This is a genomic window from Paenalcaligenes sp. Me131, from assembly GCF_050487225.1.
Taxonomy (GTDB): domain Bacteria; phylum Pseudomonadota; class Gammaproteobacteria; order Burkholderiales; family Burkholderiaceae_B; genus Paenalcaligenes.
The window spans coordinates 51,033-66,259 of sequence record NZ_JBKQGY010000001.1; the positions used below are offsets into that span (position 1 = coordinate 51,033).

The following is a 15,227-nucleotide window of genomic DNA, read 5'->3' on the forward strand; positions in this document are numbered from 1 at the left end:
AACGATGGATTTACATTTAACAAACAAAGTGGTGATTGTGACTGGCGGAGCCTCAGGAATCGGTGGTGCGATTTCAGCGCAGTTATTGCGAGAAGGGGCAAAGGTGGTGATTTTTGCGCGCTCGCCAATCAGTGCCGAGATGCAGCAAGTATTTGCTGAAACTGGTGCGTCACCTGTGTTGTATCAGCTTGATTTGCGCGATGAGGCTGCTTGCACCAAGGCGGTGAACGAGGTGATTACTACGCAAGGGCGTATTGACGCCCTGGTGAATAACGCTGGCATTAATGATGGAGTTGGGTTGGATGCAGGCCGTGAGGCCTTTATGGCTTCGCTGGAAAACAACTTAATCCATTGCTATGTAATGGCGCATCTGTGTGTAGAGGAGCTAAAGCGTAATCAGGGTGTCATCCTAAATATTTCCTCTAAAACCGCGGTGACGGGACAGGGTAATACAAGTGGGTATTGCGCCTCTAAAGGAGCGCAACTGGCGTTGACGCGTGAATGGGCTGCCGCGTTGGCACCGTATGGCGTGCGGGTGAATGCAATTTTGCCAGCCGAAGTGATGACACCACTGTATGAACGTTGGTTGCAAAGTTTTGATGATGCAGAGGCTGCCAAGACCAATATCACGCGTCATATTCCCTTGGGTCAACGTATGACCACAGCAGAGGAGATTGCTGACACGGCCGTATTTTTGTTGTCGTCTAGAGCATCGCACACGACGGGGCAGTGGGTAGTTCCAGATGGTGGCTATGTGCATTTAGACCGCTCGCTTACCTAGTCGAGGTGAGTATGAAAATGTGCATGATGCTGGATTTGAAAGACGATGAGCTACTCATACAAGAGTACGAGTGTTGGCACCAACAGGTATGGCCAGAAGTGCAGGCACAGTTTTCTGAGTACGGCGTGGTAAGCATTGATATTTATCGTTTGGGCACTCGTTTGTGCATGGTGATGGAGACAGACGATACGTGTTTTGATGCAGCAGCATTTCAGCATGCACAGCATAGCAACAGCCGAGTACAGGAGTGGGAGCGTTTGATGTGGCGTTTTCAAGTCCCTACACCGTGGACTCCAGAGGGTGAAAAGTGGGTGGAAGCGCACTGCATTTATCAGTTTAACGCTGAGCGCTAAGCACTTACCAAAAGATTATCGTAGAGGTAGACAGTGAGTAATGATCAAGCAGGACAAGGTGTAAACCACGTGCAAGGCGGCTCGTACAGAGTGGCTCTGATTTTAATTACCAGCTTGTTTTTTATGTGGGGCTTGTCATATGGCTTGCTTGATGTGCTGAATAAGCATTTTCAAGAAGCGCTAGAAGTAAGTAAGGCGCAGTCAGGGTTATTGCAGGCGGCGTATTTCGGTGCTTATTTTGTTGTGGCTGTACCTGCCGCGGTTTTTATGGAGCGCTTCGGTTATAAGCCTGGAATTTTATTGGGTTTAGGGTTGTTCGCCGTAGGTGCCTTGCTCTTCATCCCCGCTTCTAGTGCGGCGAGTTTTGCTTTGTTTTTGTTTGCTTTGTTTGTGTTGGCGTCCGGGCTGGGGTGTTTGGAAACAGCGGCCAACCCGTATGCCACGATTTTGGGTAGCGAGGAAGGCGCAGCACGTAGGTTGAATCTGGCGCAGTCGTTTAATGGCTTGGGAAGTTTTGTTGGTCCCTTGATTGGCGGCACATTTTTCTTCAGTACAGCAGCAAACGAGGCAACAGGTGCTGTGGCAGAAGTAGCAGGGTTTGATGGGGTGCGTATCACCTATATTGCGATTGCTGCGGTAGTGGTGATTCTTGCGCTATTGATTGCGCGTATTCCTTTACCGGATATACGCGAGTCAGATGCTAGTACGCAGATGCAATCATTGCCTCTAAGTCAGCAGCGGCATTATGTGAATGGGGTAATTACCTTGTTTTTTTATGTGGCAGCGCAAGTGGGTCTAGGGGCGTTTTTCATTAATTACGCCATGGATCATTGGGGCAGTATGACGGCGTCTAAAGCATCATATTGGTTATCGGTGGCTATGCTTTGCTATATGGTGGGGCGCTTTGTCAGCACTGCTCTGATGAAAGTGATAGCGCCACGAGTGTTGCTGGCATGGTATGCACTCGTGAATGTAGTCTTGATGGGGGTTGTGGTGAGCGGCATCCCTGTGTGGTCAGTCATCGCGCTAGTGTTGGCATTTTTATTTATGTCCATTATGTTCCCCACGATTTTTGCACTGAGTTTAGAGCGACTGGGTAGTCGTACTAAGCGTGGATCATCGTATTTGATCATGGCCATTGTGGGTGGTGCGATTGCGCCATCACTGATGGGGTGGATTGCAGATAACAGTTCAATTGAGCAAGCGTTTTGGTTACCAATGGGGTGTTTTGTCATCGTGTTTTGGTTTGCAAAACGAGGTAGTAGGGTAGTTTAAGTAATGTACAGAAGATAAGAGCAATGACTCTGGAGACAAATAATGAAAGCACTGAAATCTTATACCGTAGCAGCTTTATCAACGTTCGCACTGGCAGCATCTACAGCAGTCTTTGCTGCTCCCACCACCATCAAAGTTGCCTATGAAAATCACCCTGGTGAGCCTGCTGATTTGGTGATGAACTATTGGGCTGATTTGCTCAAAGAACGCAGCAATGGGGAGGTTTTGTTAGAGCTGTACCCCAGTTCGCAGTTGGGTTCTAAAAGCGATGTGATGGATCAGGCGCTGATGGGGATGAACGTGGTGACGATCAGTGATGTGGGCTTTATGGCCGATTACGAGCCAGACTTAGCGGCACTGTATGGTCCATTTTTAACGGAAAACACTGAGAAGCTGTTTGAGTTGTATGACAGCCCGTGGTTTGCCGAGAAAAATAAGTCCTTGCGTGAACAAGGTGTGCATTTGGTCATCACTAACTATAACTATGGTGATCGCCACATCATTGCCAAAAAGCCTATTCGTACACCGGAAGATTTGGCTGGCATGAAAATTCGTGTGCCCAATAACGTCATTCAAATCAAAACCTTTGAGGCCATGGGTGCCACGCCCACACCTATGCCATTAGCGGATGTCTACCCAGCGCTGACGCAAGGTGTGATCGATGGTGCAGAAAACCCGCTTAGTGTGTTGTACGGACAAAAACTGCATGAGCCGGCTAAGTATTTGTCGCTAGTGAATTACCTCACCACAGCAGCAGTGTGGGTGGGAGGTGAGGCTTTCTTTAGTACCTTACCTGAAGAGCAGTTGGCGTTGATTCACGAGACTGGGCGCGAGGCTGGTTTGTATAGCCAGAAATTGGCCAAAGAAAGTGATGCCAAAGTGTTAGAGCTGATGCGCGCCCAAGGTGTGGAGGTTATTGAGCCCGACCGCGAGGCCTTCAAAGCTAAAGCGCTGAAAGTGTATGAGCAGTTCCCAGAGTGGTCTCCTAACCTGTATCAAACCCTGCAAGACCAGTTGAAATAAAACGAAATTTTATGCTTCACAGCTCATCGCTCTAGAGGTGCTGTGGGCAAGCTTAGGCTTGCAGAACCTTAAGAGTGATGAGCATTAGGGTTGGGGGGATGATGAAACAAGTGTTGAATAAGCTGGGCAATGCATTACTTGGCTTGATTCTGGGGGCGTTGGTATGCATCACGGTTGGTGGTGTGTTCATGCGTTACGTGATGCACATGCCGTGGCATTGGGTGGAAGAAATGTCGGGGCTTTTGATGGTGTGGATTATCTTTATGGGCGTGTTTTTTGCGGAACGCGATCATGAAAATTTAACCATCAGCTTTCTGACGGATGCCATGCGTCCGCGTGTACGCCAGATTGTGTATGTGCTCATGGGAGTATTGTCGGTGGCTGTATTGTTAATCGCTGCATGGTGGAGTTGGAATCTGGCGGGGGCTGTACAGGCGCGCATGACACGTATTTTGGGTATTTCGCTGTTCTGGATTTATGTGCCAGTGACTATTGGTTTTACCGCTACAGCGGCGCTGATGTTTAGGCGCTTATTTGTACGGGAATCGGCAAGCGGTAGTGGAGACGAAGTATGAGCTGGATGTGGATATTACCCATAATGTTCGGATTGATGCTGCTGAATATGCGCATTTATCTGGCCATGTTTACGGCGATTGTCGTTTACTTTTTGTTCTTTAATAGCCTACCGTTTGGTGTGGCAGTGCAGCGTCTGGTTGCGCCAGCACAAAATAGTACCTTGCTAGCTATCCCCTTTTTTATTTTGTTGGGGACCTTGTTATCTCACACTGGCGTAGCCGAGCGTATCTTGCATTTGGCTAACCTGCTGGTGGGGAAATTTAGAGGTGGTATGGCAATGGCTAATATCACCATGAGCACCTTGATGGGTGGGGTTAGTGCCTCTAACTTAGCTGACGCGGCCATGTTGTCTAAAATGATGGTTCCAGAAATGGAGCGTCAAGGGTATAGCCGTGCTTTTGCTGCAGCGGTTACTGCCTCGGGCTCATTAGTGACGCCTATTATTCCTCCTGGTATTGCGCTCATTATTTACGGTATGGTGGCCGACGTTTCCATTGGTCGTATGTTTATGGCGGGTATTTTGCCTGGCTTGCTGTGCGCCGTATCCCTGATGGTGGCGGTGTGGTTGGTGTCAGTGAAGCGTGGTTATAAACCCATGCTTAAAGAGTGGCCCAAGCCACGTGAGCTAGGGCGTGCAGGAGTAAGTGCTTGGCCAGCGTTGTTAGTGCTGGTTGGGGTGGTGGGTGGTATACGTGCCAACATCTTTACACCTACAGAAGCAGGTGCTGCGGGTGTGGTAATTGTGGCGTTTATAGGCTTTGTGATCTATAAAAAAATGACCTTGGGCCATGTGGGGCATGCGCTGACCACAACCGCAAAATCGACGGCCTCGATCATGTTGGTCATTATGGCAAGTTCGGCCTTGGCGTGGATATTCTCGTTGGAGCATGCTGGGGTAGCGATGGCGAGTTGGATTAGTAGCCTTACTGATAATAAGTATGTGTTTTTGGCAGCGGTGAATATCTTGCTGTTGCTGTTAGGCATGTTTATTGAAGGTACGGCGCTGATTATTGTGCTGGTGCCATTACTTAAGCCTGTCATGATGCAGATGGGTATAGATCCCATACATTTTGGGCTAATCATGATTCTGAATTTGTCTATAGGTACGCTCACTCCGCCGGTGGGTACGGTGATGTTATTGGTCTGCAACATCACTCGCGTAACGATGAACGAGTTCCTGAAAGAGTCTATGGCATTGCTATTGGCCTTGTTAGTGGCTTTGGCTTTGGTAACATACGTACCTGCAATCTCGTTATTACTAACGTGATCAGTGCAAAGGTGTGGGGCGCTGGCTTAGGTCGGCGTTGCCCATTTTGATTACTGTGTGTGAACACAAAGCCAAGCATCCTGAATGGTTACTGCTAAAAAAACAGCCGATACAACAACAGCACCGCGTTATGCAGCGCCTGCGCTTGAGAAAGGGTTAGATATTCTCGAAGTGTTATCCGACTCGTACGAGGGTTATACCTTGAACGAAATCTCTAAAAAGCTGGACCGCAGCATGAATGAGATCTTTAGAATGGTGATGACGCTAGAGCGTTGTGACTGGGTACAGGTGGATGAAAACGGCAGATATAGTCTCACGTTGCGCATGTTCCAGTTGGCGCATAGGCATAGACCTTTGCGCTCGCTGGTCAGTATTGCTACGCCGCTGATGCGAAAGCTGGTCAATCGTGCAAGACAATCTTGCCACCTTACGGTCTTGCAAGATGCCAAAGTGGTGGTGATTGCACAAATAGATAGCCCTGAGCGTTGGTCTTTTGGTTTGAAAGTGGGAGCATTGGTGGGGTTGCGTGACACGGCATCTGGACACGTGTTGCTCGCTTATCGCGAAGAGGCTGAACGCGAGCGTATTTTAGCCTTACATGGGCCAGTAGAAGGGGAAGGTACCCTGACCAAGGCGCAATTAGATCGGGTGTTGGAGCAAGTGCGTGTAAGCGGTTATGCCGAAACGCCTAGTCAACAAGTTAAAGGTATTGTGAATATTGCGTACCCAGTGTTTGGGCCTAATCAAACTGTGGTGGCCTGTTTAAACGTACCGTATCTGGAACGTGTAGACCTTGGTGTGCCGCCGTCGGTAGACGAGGTAAAAGAAATTGTGGATGGTTACGCTAAAGAGCTGTCTGAAATGATGGGTTACAGCAGTTATAACGCCAATCCCTGAGTGAGTAACATAAACGGAAAACGTCACCAAAAGGGGGCGTTTTTTATGGGAGTGTATAAGGAGTCGCTACCCAGAATATAAGAGCAGAAAAGCAAAAAGCGCTTATGTGTGAACATAAGCGCTTTTTTGAATCTGGCTCCCCGAGCAGGGCTCGAACCTGCGACCTGCGGATTAACAGTCCGTCGCTCTACCGACTGAGCTATCGGGGAATCGGTAAAGAAAGAACTATAGCATAGTTTCAAAAATTAAAACAAGCCCCTTGTGATGAAGATATGAACTATTTGTGCTGGTGGCATGTTTTGGGTTTCTGCGTACTGATCAAAAGCCTAACTTCTATTCTCTTTACTTACATACTTGTTAGTTTTTGGCAGCATTTTTTTATATTTCGGGATTTCCCTAGTTCAACAGGGAAACAAAAATCCAGATACTTACTCCTAACAAAACTGACAAACATGTAAGTTAATTGGAGTGATTGATGGGAAAGCAAGTTTTTGCCTCTGGCTCGTGTCTAGTGCAACCGACGGGCAGCGAGAGTTACTGGCAGCCTGTGCCAGCGAATGGTTTTGTACGTTGCTTGTTTAACAGCAAGGCGCTAGAGGCGAAAGCAGCATTCTCGGCGGGCACGCAAACCATTGATCCTGGTTGCTATGTACGTGAACACATGCACGACACGCATGAGGAAGTCATTTATATCTACGAAGGCGAAGGTTTTGTGGTGCTGGATGGTGTGGAGCATGCGTTAGCGCCAGGGGCCTCGTTGTATTTGGCTTCTAAGAGCACGCATAAGTTTGTGAATACGGGGTCAGGGCCGTTGTCGTTCTTTTGGATGCTGATGCCTGGTGGTTTGGATGACTTTTTCAAACAAATCGGTAGAGAGCGTCAAGCAGGCGATACCCCTCCTGAGCCGTTTCCGCGTCCTGACAATATTGAGGAAATAGAAGCCAACACCGTATTTGGTTGGACTAAGTCGTAAAAGGAGAGGGCTATGTATATAGAAGAGCGTGATTACCGTATTAAACCTGGGTTGGTTAACCAGTTTGTACGTACCTATGAAGAGCATGGGTTGGCATTACAAAAGCAGTATTTGGGCAAATTCCTAGGGTATTTTATCTCTGAGATCGGCGAGCTTAACCACGTGGTGGCGTTGTGGTCCTACGAGAGTTTGGATGAACGCGATAGAGCGCGCAGTCAAATGCTGGCGGATGAAAAGTGGCAAGCGTATTTGGCTAAAGTCATTGATTTGATTGATACGCAGCAGACCCGTATTTTGAAACCGGTATCGTTTTCGCCTATAGGCTAGTGGTGAGCAGTATGAAAAAAGTAGCTGTAATAGGTGGTGGGATTATCGGTAGTTCATGGGCTGTTGTGTTTGCTCGTGCTGGGATACAAACCAGTGTTTACGATCATGATGTGAACAGCGTTGAGCGCATTGCGTCGGCTATCCGCGAGAGTGTGCAAAACTCCACCCCGTTATTGACACAAGGCGATAGCGTAGACGCCGTGATGTCGCGCATCACCATTCAAACCAGTTTGGCAGAAGCGTTATGCGATGCCGATTACATACAGGAAGCAGCCTCAGAAAATCTGGCATTGAAGCAGCAACTCTTTGCGGATATGGCGGCACAGGCAAAAAATACAGCTATTTTTGCAAGTTCTACCTCTACTTATGGCGCGAGTTTGTTTACGCGTGATTTAGCGCAGCGCGAGCGTTGCTTGGTGGTGCACCCTATGACGCCTCCGCATCTGATGCCCATTGTGGAAGTAGTGGGGTCAGAGTGGACGAGTCCAGACGTAGTAAAAACGGCGTGCACTTTTATGGAGCAGTTAGGGCAAAGGCCAGTGGTTCTGCAAAAAGAGGTGTCTGGCTTTGTATTGAACCGTTTGCAGGGCGCGTTGTTGATGGAAATGTTTGAGTTGATTGCAGACGGGGTGATACGCCCTGCCGATGCTGACTTGATCATTAGCCAAGGCTTGGGGTTGCGGTGGTCAGTAGTAGGTCCGCTGGAAGGCATTGATTTGAATGCACCTACGGGCATACAAGGCTACTTGGAGCGTTACGGACATATTTTTAATGAGATGGCAGAAGCCAAAGGGTTACGCCCCCCGGTAGATACGCCATTAATTCAAACCTTGCATCACGCTATGCGAGCGTCATTAGGCTTGGAAAGCCTAGATGCCAAGCGTGCGTGGCGTGATCAAGCTATGGCAGCGGTGCAGTTACAACTCAGAGAGATAGAGGAGCGCGCATGATACGCCTCGTTAAGTTAGTTGATAGTTTGAACGGCGCTATTCGGTGGGTGTTGGCGGCGTGCTTGCTGGGCATGACGTTGTGCACGTTATGGCAAGTGGCAGTACGTTTTTTGTTGGGTACGTTCAGCTTGAATATTGCTGCACCGTGGACAGAAGAGGTGGCACGTTATTTGATGATTTGGGTGATCTTTTTGGGTGCATCTATTGCATGTAGAAAAGCGCAGCTTATTTCATTAGACGTGGTGGTGTTTAGTTTGCCCAAGAAAATCGGGGTGTTCTTACGTTACGTCTCGTTAGTGGTGTGTTTGGCGTTCTTTGTGCTCATGGTGAAGTTGGGGATGGAGTTTCTGGAGTTTGGTGCGATCGAGTCCAGTCCAGTGCTGTCTATGCCTAAAACATGGGTGTATGCCGCTATGCCTTTGGGTTTTAGCCTCATGATCGTGAACACAGTAGCCCTCATTATCGAAACCATTTTCCGTGGTGAAGATATACGGTTTACCAACGGCGAAAATATAGAGTAGGGGACGGTCATGATGGGATTTGGAATTATTCTGCTGTTGGGGTTGTTTTTACTGAGTGTGCCGGTATCACTCAGCTTGGGTATCGCGCCTATTCCGGCTGTATTGGAAAAAGGCTTGCCGCTGATCGTGTTGCCGCAAACCATTTTCGAAGCGATGGATTCATTTGCCTTGATGGCGATTCCATACTTCGTGTTGGCCGGTAGATTGATGCAAAGCGGTGGTATTGCGAAGCGTTTGATCGAGCTGGGGATGGCACTGATTGGTTGGGTTAAAGGTGGTCTGGGAGCCGCTACTGTGTTGACCACCATGTTCTTTTCTACCATTAGCGGCTCGTCATCGGCGACTACAGCGGCCATTGGTGGAGTGATGATTCCTGAGATGGAGCGTAACCGTTATCCACGCGCTTTTTCGGCATCGGTGGTGGCGGCATCAGGTGAGTTGGGGGTGATTTTGCCACCTTCTGTACCGATGATCGTGTATGCCATGCTCACTGGTACGTCGGTTGCGCAAATGTTCTTTGCGGGGATTATTCCTGGTTTGATGATCGGTTTCTCTTTAATGCTGACCATCATCATCTGGTCATCCATTAAAGGCTACGGTGATACCAAACGGGTGTCGTTCAAAGAGTGGTTTGTAGGCGTAATGCGGGCGTTGCGTTCGGCGTTCTTGTCCCTGATGTTGCCTGTCCTGATTTTGGGTGGGATTTACGGCGGGATGTTTACGGCAACGGAAGCCGCCGTGATGGCAGTAGCGTATGCGTTTGTCGTGGGTACTTTTATTTATAAGGAGATCAGCCTTAAAGAGTTGCCTACGATTTTGTGGGAATCCGCGATTACATCCGCCATTGTGATGTTGATTGTGGGCTTTGCTGCCGTGTTTGCGTATGCCTTATCGCTGTATCAAGTTCCTCAGTACATTGCGTCGGCTATTTTGTCGGTTTCCGATAATCCTTATGTGTTCTTGCTGATTGTGAACGTAGCGTTGCTGGTGATTGGTTTGTTTATGGAAACCTTTGCGGCCATTCTGATTTTGGCACCAGTACTCGCACCTGTAGCCGTGAGCTTGGGCATTGATCCTGTGCATTTTGGTTTGATTGTGATCGTTAACTTGGCGGTAGGGATGGTGACTCCTCCGGTTGGTGTGAACTTGTTCTTGGTGTGTGGTATTGCCAAAGTATCAATGGAAAAGTTGATGCGACCACTGTCTGTATTTCTTGGCATCTTGTTTATTAATTTAATGCTGATTACCTATGGGCCATTGTTGTTAAAAACTTGGTTCAATTAAAAATAACGTTGGGAGACCGTAGCATGAAAAAAGTAGTCAAATTTATGGCGGGTATGTCGCTGTTAGCGGTGGCATTGGGTGTAAGCGCAAAACCAATTGAAATTAATATTGGCCATGCGCTGAGCGAAAACAGTTCGTATCAAGCAGCAGCCGAGCATTTCGCCAAGCTGATGAATGAAAAAACCAATGGCGAAGTCACCGTAAAAATTTTTCCGTCTGGCACATTGGGCGGTGAGTTGAAACTGGTACAAGGCTTGCGTACTGGTGTGGTGGACGCGTCCATCATGGGCCAGCCTTCGCTAGAAAACACCGTGCGTGAGTACCGTGTGCTGTCATTGCCGTATTTGTTCGACAACTACGAAGAGGCCAACACCATTATGCAAGGCCCAGTAGGTGATCGTTTGCTGGAAGAGCTGGATAAATACGGCATGGTAGGCCTGGGTTGGGGGGCGATTTATGCACGCAGCATGGCATCCATGAAGCCTATTAATGATGTGGAAGACATGAGCCACCTGAAAGTGCGCGTGATTCAGTCTCCTGGTTATGTAGAGGCATACCGCTCTTTAGGTTCTCAGCCTACACCTACTGCTTACGGTGAGCTGTTCTTGGCGTTGCAAAACGGTGTGGTAGATGCGGCTGAGTTGAGCCCAGATCAAACGGTGGGTGATGGTTTCTCTGAGACCATCAAGTACTACACCGTGAGTGAAGTGCATCAGTTGCCTAGCTTGTTCATTATGTCTAAGGCTAAATACGCCAGCTACCCAGAAGAGGTACAGCAAGCCATCAAAGAAGCCTCGCAATCGGCAATGGAAGTAGCGTTGCAGTATCAGGACCAAAAGATGGCGGATGCGTTTACCACCATGGAAGCCAAAGGCATTACGGTAGTTCGCCCTGACTTGGCCCCATTCAAAGAGAAGGCGCGCGCTGGCTGGCCACGCATTATGCAAGATTCTCCCGGCGGTGAAGACTTCCTGCGTCAAATCGAAGACGCGCGTAAACAGTAGTAGGGGCTAGGGCAATGACGTCTTACTTTACCTCCAGCGTGGATGGCGCAACCTTTGCTGTAGAGCGTGCAGGTGAAGGCCCTGCGGTATTGCTCATTAGCGGTTTGGGCGGTAGCGCCGCCTTCTGGAAAGGTGTGAGTGCCGCGTTAGCGACCCAGCACTATCACGTGATTTGTCTGGATCAACGAGGGATTGGTGGTTCAGAGCGTGGTACAGCCAACGTAAGCATTGCCCAGCTAGCAGAAGATTTTTATCAACTTTTAACGCATTGCGGGGTTGAGCAGGCGCATGTTGTAGGCCACTCAACTGGCGGGTGTATTGCACAGCAGTTGGCCTATGCCCATCCGGAAAAAGTGCGCTCTTTGGTATTGGGGGCAACCTGGGCTGGGCCTAATGCATACATGCAAAACCTGTTTGCATTACGAGCGCAATTATTGCGCTTGGACCCGCAATGCTATGAGCAGCAAGGCGTGTATTTATCGTATCCCGCAGAATGGATATGGAAACACAACGCCTTGGTAGCAACAGGAAAAAAATGGGGGCCAGAGCAGGTCCAGACAGTGCAGGAACGTATAGAGGCATTGTTGCAGTTTGACGGTAGACGTCAGGCGGCAGCCTTGAGTGTTCCTAGTTTGATTTTGAGCGCTGAGGACGATGCGGTGGTTCCGCATGCATTACAAAAAGAGCTACAGACTCTAGTTGCAGACGCCACCTTGACCAGTTGGCCAACGGGTGGACATTTTTTTCCCATCACCTTGTCACATATCTATAACGAAACTTTATTGAGTTGGTTCTCGAGGTTTAAACATGATAAATAGCGTAGCGTTTATCGGCTTCGGTGCCATAGGCCAAGATGTTTTTAAAACATTGCAGCCTATGTTTAGTGCACAACAAACGAAGTTGCTGGTACTCAGACGACCAGACCCTCTTCAAGCGGAATTGCCTGAAGGCGTGATTGAATGTGCGTCGCTAGAAGAGCTTTTAGCGTTTAAGCCGCAATTAGTGATTGAAGCCGCAGCGCAAGCTGCTGTGCGAGAATACTTGCCTGCATGTTTGGGGTTGGGTATTTCGGTGGTGATCACCTCTATTGGTGCGTTAACCGATGCCGCGTTGGTGGATGAGCTGGTCCGCGTTGCAGGAGAAAACGGGTCGCAAATACTCTTGCCTTCGGGTGCTATAGGTGGATTGGATTACCTGCAGTCAGTACGTCATGCGCCTGATTTGCAGGTGGTGTATGAGTCCCGTAAACCGGTGGCGGCCTGGTTGCCTGAATTGGCCGAGCTCAACATAGAGCCAGCGTCAGTTTCTACGGAAATGCTGCTGTTTGAAGGTAATGCAGCAGAAGCAGCACAGCGCTATCCCAAAAATCTGAACGTGGCAGCCACCTTGGCGCTTGCGGGTGTGGGGATGCAGAAAACTAAGGTCAAAGTCGTGGTGGATCCAACGCTTACGCAAAACCAGCACGTTATACACATCACTAGTCAGTTTGGCAGTATGCGTTTGGTGTTGAGTAATACGCCGTCGCCGTCTAACCCTAAGTCGTCGTGGGTGGTGGCGCAAAGTATTGCCAGCGTGGTGCAGCGTGAGTTTTCTATCTTGAAAGTGCGCTAGGAGCCATTGATGAAACTACAGCATAAGGTTGCTGTCATCACCGGAGCGGCCTCAGGTATTGGGGCTGCAACGGCACAGTTGTTTGCGGCTGAAGGTGCAAGTGTGGTGGTGGCAGACAAAGATCTGGTTGCGGCACAAACGCTAGTGCAAAGTTTGGTGATGACGGTTGGGGCATCGGCGTTGGCTGTGCAGGTAGATGTGGCTGATTCTATTTCTGTACAGCAAATGCTGCAGCGTACGCATGATCATTTTGGGCGTGTTGATGTGCTGGTGAACAATGCCGGTTTTGGTCTGGCTAGTACGGTAGAAAATACCTCGGAAGACGATTGGGCACGATTGATGCGTGTGAACGTAGACGGCGTGTTCTATGGCTGTAAGTACGTTATCCCGATGATGCGCCAGCAAGGGGGCGGGGTTATTGTGAATACCGCTTCGGTAGCGGGTCTAGTAGGCTTGCGTGAGCGGGCTGCGTATTGTGCATCTAAAGGTGCTGTGATTGCTCTGACACGAGCAATGGCGTTGGATCATGCAGCCGAAAATATTCGGGTGAATTGTGTAGCGCCAGGAACAGTACAATCGCCGTACTTTACCGACATGCTCGCAAAAGCCGAGGACCCACAAGCCTTATTACAGCAACTTTCCGCAAGACAGCCTGTGATGCGTTTAGGGCAACCGGAAGAGATTGCTAAAGCGATTTTATTTTTGGCCTCGGCGGATTCGTCATTTAGCGTAGGTTCAGTATTGGTGACGGATGGTGGTTTAAGCGCCGCGTAATTTAATGTGGTAGGAATTTATTAATTTATAGGCATGAAAAAAGAATTGAATGAAATGCTCTCAATGAAAGAGCGCATCAAGCAAGAGGCTACGCGTATGTTAATCGCGCACGGTAGTGCGGGGTTTAGATTTCAGCAGATCGCCGAAGAGCTTGATTGTACGCGGGGCAATGTGCACTACCACTACCGACATAAGCATCAGCTTATAGAGGAAGTCACGGTAGAGTACTGCCAACGTACGATAGGGCATTTTGATCAAATTTGGCTGTCCGAGAATGATTTGGGCGAAAAGATACAGCAAAGTATGCAATTTAATCGCTCGCGCTATTTGATCTTCAATCCTTCAGGCAGTACGGGCCATCCGTGGAGTTTGATTGCGCGCATGCGTTCTGAGCGCGATCAAATTACGCCCCTAGCACGTGAAGCGGTGACCCGCTATACCAAAGAGCTGCAAGCCTCGGTGTTTTCTGGCATGCATCAAGCGGTGGCGCGTGGTGAGCTCTGCAAAGATACACCCGTAGAAACCGTATCGTTGTTGTTGGTGGAGATCGCGAATAGTGCCGACCCTATCACCCGTGATGCAGGAAGTTTCACCCGATTGCAGATGATGTATGAAGCCTTTGAGCGGTTGTTACGTGATGCGTATGGCAGAAAAACAGTCGCATCCTAAACCATCTAGATAGCAGGGCGAGTGTGCCTTGGTATGTCAGATAAAGCCCAGTTGACGATAGCTTAGCTGGGCTTTTTTGCGGCTATCAAAATGCGGTAGTTGTTGTACGGTGTCTGGGGTGTTTGGGTATCTGTGTGGCTATTGATAGAAGGCCGAGGGCGTCATGCCGAAGTGGCGTTTAAACATGGCAGTATAGGCGCTTTGGCTGTTATAGCCGTGCTCTAAGGCTACCTGAACAATGGGTGCGCCTTGGGCTAGGCTTTCCAACGAGAGTAGTAAGCGGGCCAACTGACGCCACTGACCAAAGGTAATGCCCGTGTGCTGCCTAAATTGCCGATGAAACGTTTTGGTGCTCATGGCTAATTGGCTGGCCCACTGGTCGGCAGTCGTGGGCGTATCAGGCTGTTTGGCCAGCTGTGTACACACACGCTTTAGACGTTTGTCTTCGGGCCACGGCAGGTAAAAGGGCAGAATGGGCAGGGTTTGTAGCTCATCTAGAATCAGGCGCATCAGTCGGCCATCACGGCTGTCTAGTAGGTAGTCCAGCGGAATTTTTGAGGCCTCTAGCATGAGCTCACGCAGTAATGGTGAGACATTTAACACGCAATCGGTATTGGGTAGGTTGGGGGCGGCATCGGGGTCTATAAACAGTGTGCGCATGCTGACAGCACCGCTCATGCGTACGGTGTGTTTTACGTCAGCCAGCAACCACACGCCCCTAGTGGGTGGCACTACCCAACGACCACTACTGGTTTCTATCACCATGACGCCTTGGGTGGCATAAAGGAATTGTGCTCGAGTGTGGGCATGAGAGGCGATGACATGCGCGTGTGGGTATTCCACCGCCAAGCCTGTGATGGGGCGAGCCGCCGTTTCAGAGGGTAAGTGTACTAAAGGGTCTATGCTCACAATGACTCTTTTGCGATAACAGATGACTCATTA

Annotated in this window: 18 protein-coding genes and 1 tRNA gene; 17 read left to right on the top strand and 2 right to left on the bottom strand. The window is 49.2% G+C overall.

From position 1 onward, the window contains the following. The first annotated feature begins 4 nt into the window (after window positions 1–4). The 7 genes from ACLPHM_RS00245 (at window position 5) to ACLPHM_RS00275 (ending at window position 6,172) form a co-directional block, all read left to right on the top strand. A complete protein-coding gene (locus ACLPHM_RS00245; RefSeq protein ID WP_430219292.1) occupies window positions 5–781 on the top strand; it encodes an L-fucose dehydrogenase in 777 nt (258 codons plus the stop codon). A 23-nt stretch (window positions 782–804) separates the two neighbouring features. Beyond that, complete coding sequence (locus ACLPHM_RS00250) at window positions 805–1,134, top strand: L-rhamnose mutarotase (protein ID WP_430219293.1); 330 nt, start codon at window positions 805–807, stop codon at window positions 1,132–1,134. A 33-nt stretch (window positions 1,135–1,167) separates the two neighbouring features. Further along, entirely contained in the window at window positions 1,168–2,409 is a 1,242-nt protein-coding gene (gene fucP, locus ACLPHM_RS00255; protein WP_430219294.1) for an L-fucose:H+ symporter permease, read from the top strand. Window positions 2,410–2,451: 42 nt separating this feature from the next. After that, window positions 2,452–3,432: a C4-dicarboxylate TRAP transporter substrate-binding protein gene (locus ACLPHM_RS00260; protein WP_430219295.1), complete on the top strand. Its 981-nt coding sequence runs from the start codon at window positions 2,452–2,454 to the stop codon at window positions 3,430–3,432. Window positions 3,433–3,530: 98 nt separating this feature from the next. Next, complete coding sequence (locus tag ACLPHM_RS00265; protein WP_430219296.1) at window positions 3,531–4,007, top strand: TRAP transporter small permease; 477 nt, start codon at window positions 3,531–3,533, stop codon at window positions 4,005–4,007. Between the two features lie 23 nt (window positions 4,008–4,030). Further along, the gene (locus tag ACLPHM_RS00270) at window positions 4,031–5,275 is read left to right on the top strand and encodes a TRAP transporter large permease (protein ID WP_430219297.1); all 1,245 of its coding nucleotides are present in this window, start codon (window positions 4,031–4,033) and stop codon (window positions 5,273–5,275) included. A gap of 84 nt (window positions 5,276–5,359) precedes the next feature. Continuing rightward, a complete protein-coding gene (locus ACLPHM_RS00275) occupies window positions 5,360–6,172 on the top strand; it encodes an IclR family transcriptional regulator (RefSeq protein ID WP_430219298.1) in 813 nt (270 codons plus the stop codon). A gap of 133 nt (window positions 6,173–6,305) precedes the next feature. Here the strand turns inward: ACLPHM_RS00275 and ACLPHM_RS00280 are convergent. Continuing rightward, a tRNA-Asn gene (locus ACLPHM_RS00280) sits at window positions 6,306–6,381 on the bottom strand. A 266-nt stretch (window positions 6,382–6,647) separates the two neighbouring features. Here ACLPHM_RS00280 and ACLPHM_RS00285 point away from each other — a divergent pair. From ACLPHM_RS00285 to ACLPHM_RS00330, 10 genes are read left to right on the top strand one after another with little or no spacing between them, the layout of a single operon-like run. Continuing rightward, complete coding sequence (locus ACLPHM_RS00285) at window positions 6,648–7,145, top strand: cupin domain-containing protein (protein ID WP_430219299.1); 498 nt, start codon at window positions 6,648–6,650, stop codon at window positions 7,143–7,145. A gap of 12 nt (window positions 7,146–7,157) precedes the next feature. Further along, window positions 7,158–7,472 carry an NIPSNAP family protein gene (locus ACLPHM_RS00290; RefSeq protein WP_135863221.1) on the top strand — a complete coding sequence of 105 codons (315 nt, stop codon included), beginning with the start codon at window positions 7,158–7,160 and terminating at the stop codon, window positions 7,470–7,472. Between the two features lie 11 nt (window positions 7,473–7,483). After that, window positions 7,484–8,422 carry a 3-hydroxyacyl-CoA dehydrogenase gene (locus tag ACLPHM_RS00295; protein ID WP_430219300.1) on the top strand — a complete coding sequence of 313 codons (939 nt, stop codon included), beginning with the start codon at window positions 7,484–7,486 and terminating at the stop codon, window positions 8,420–8,422. Then, a complete protein-coding gene (locus tag ACLPHM_RS00300) occupies window positions 8,419–8,943 on the top strand; it encodes a TRAP transporter small permease (RefSeq protein ID WP_430219301.1) in 525 nt (174 codons plus the stop codon). Before ACLPHM_RS00295 ends, ACLPHM_RS00300 begins: the two co-directional genes overlap by 4 nt. A gap of 12 nt (window positions 8,944–8,955) precedes the next feature. Then, a complete protein-coding gene (locus ACLPHM_RS00305) occupies window positions 8,956–10,227 on the top strand; it encodes a TRAP transporter large permease (RefSeq protein WP_430220727.1) in 1,272 nt (423 codons plus the stop codon). A 23-nt stretch (window positions 10,228–10,250) separates the two neighbouring features. Continuing rightward, complete coding sequence (locus ACLPHM_RS00310) at window positions 10,251–11,231, top strand: TRAP transporter substrate-binding protein (protein ID WP_430219302.1); 981 nt, start codon at window positions 10,251–10,253, stop codon at window positions 11,229–11,231. A 14-nt stretch (window positions 11,232–11,245) separates the two neighbouring features. Next, window positions 11,246–12,049: an alpha/beta fold hydrolase gene (locus ACLPHM_RS00315; RefSeq protein ID WP_430219303.1), complete on the top strand. Its 804-nt coding sequence runs from the start codon at window positions 11,246–11,248 to the stop codon at window positions 12,047–12,049. Beyond that, window positions 12,039–12,842 carry an aspartate dehydrogenase gene (locus ACLPHM_RS00320; RefSeq protein WP_430219304.1) on the top strand — a complete coding sequence of 268 codons (804 nt, stop codon included), beginning with the start codon at window positions 12,039–12,041 and terminating at the stop codon, window positions 12,840–12,842. Before ACLPHM_RS00315 ends, ACLPHM_RS00320 begins: the two co-directional genes overlap by 11 nt. A 9-nt stretch (window positions 12,843–12,851) precedes the next feature. Continuing rightward, a complete protein-coding gene (locus ACLPHM_RS00325; protein WP_430219305.1) occupies window positions 12,852–13,616 on the top strand; it encodes an SDR family oxidoreductase in 765 nt (254 codons plus the stop codon). Between the two features lie 33 nt (window positions 13,617–13,649). After that, window positions 13,650–14,285, top strand: a complete 636-nt coding sequence (locus tag ACLPHM_RS00330; protein WP_430219306.1) for a TetR/AcrR family transcriptional regulator — start codon at window positions 13,650–13,652, stop codon at window positions 14,283–14,285. A 138-nt stretch (window positions 14,286–14,423) separates the two neighbouring features. Here the strand turns inward: ACLPHM_RS00330 and ACLPHM_RS00335 are convergent, their stop codons facing one another. Continuing rightward, window positions 14,424–15,194 carry an AraC family transcriptional regulator gene (locus ACLPHM_RS00335; protein ID WP_430219307.1) on the bottom strand — a complete coding sequence of 257 codons (771 nt, stop codon included), beginning with the start codon at window positions 15,192–15,194 and terminating at the stop codon, window positions 14,424–14,426. Window positions 15,195–15,227 lie beyond the last annotated feature (33 nt).

Excerpts from the sequence above, each read along its gene's own strand:
- ACLPHM_RS00245 (WP_430219292.1), top strand. The coding sequence starts at position 5 with ATGGATTTACATTTAACAAACAAAGTGGTGATTGTGACTGGCGGAGCC.
- ACLPHM_RS00250 (WP_430219293.1), top strand. The coding sequence starts at position 805 with ATGATGCTGGATTTGAAAGACGATGAGCTACTCATACAAGAGTACGAG.
- ACLPHM_RS00260 (WP_430219295.1), top strand. The coding sequence starts at position 2,452 with ATGAAAGCACTGAAATCTTATACCGTAGCAGCTTTATCAACGTTCGCA.
- ACLPHM_RS00265 (WP_430219296.1), top strand. The coding sequence starts at position 3,531 with ATGATGAAACAAGTGTTGAATAAGCTGGGCAATGCATTACTTGGCTTG.
- ACLPHM_RS00270 (WP_430219297.1), top strand. The coding sequence starts at position 4,031 with ATGTTCGGATTGATGCTGCTGAATATGCGCATTTATCTGGCCATGTTT.
- ACLPHM_RS00275 (WP_430219298.1), top strand. The coding sequence starts at position 5,360 with ATGGTTACTGCTAAAAAAACAGCCGATACAACAACAGCACCGCGTTAT.
- ACLPHM_RS00285 (WP_430219299.1), top strand. The coding sequence starts at position 6,648 with ATGGGAAAGCAAGTTTTTGCCTCTGGCTCGTGTCTAGTGCAACCGACG.
- ACLPHM_RS00290 (WP_135863221.1), top strand. The coding sequence starts at position 7,158 with ATGTATATAGAAGAGCGTGATTACCGTATTAAACCTGGGTTGGTTAAC.
- ACLPHM_RS00295 (WP_430219300.1), top strand. The coding sequence starts at position 7,484 with ATGAAAAAAGTAGCTGTAATAGGTGGTGGGATTATCGGTAGTTCATGG.
- ACLPHM_RS00300 (WP_430219301.1), top strand. The coding sequence starts at position 8,419 with ATGATACGCCTCGTTAAGTTAGTTGATAGTTTGAACGGCGCTATTCGG.
- ACLPHM_RS00305 (WP_430220727.1), top strand. The coding sequence starts at position 8,956 with ATGGGATTTGGAATTATTCTGCTGTTGGGGTTGTTTTTACTGAGTGTG.
- ACLPHM_RS00310 (WP_430219302.1), top strand. The coding sequence starts at position 10,251 with ATGAAAAAAGTAGTCAAATTTATGGCGGGTATGTCGCTGTTAGCGGTG.
- ACLPHM_RS00315 (WP_430219303.1), top strand. The coding sequence starts at position 11,246 with ATGACGTCTTACTTTACCTCCAGCGTGGATGGCGCAACCTTTGCTGTA.
- ACLPHM_RS00320 (WP_430219304.1), top strand. The coding sequence starts at position 12,039 with ATGATAAATAGCGTAGCGTTTATCGGCTTCGGTGCCATAGGCCAAGAT.
- ACLPHM_RS00325 (WP_430219305.1), top strand. The coding sequence starts at position 12,852 with ATGAAACTACAGCATAAGGTTGCTGTCATCACCGGAGCGGCCTCAGGT.
- ACLPHM_RS00330 (WP_430219306.1), top strand. The coding sequence starts at position 13,650 with ATGAAAAAAGAATTGAATGAAATGCTCTCAATGAAAGAGCGCATCAAG.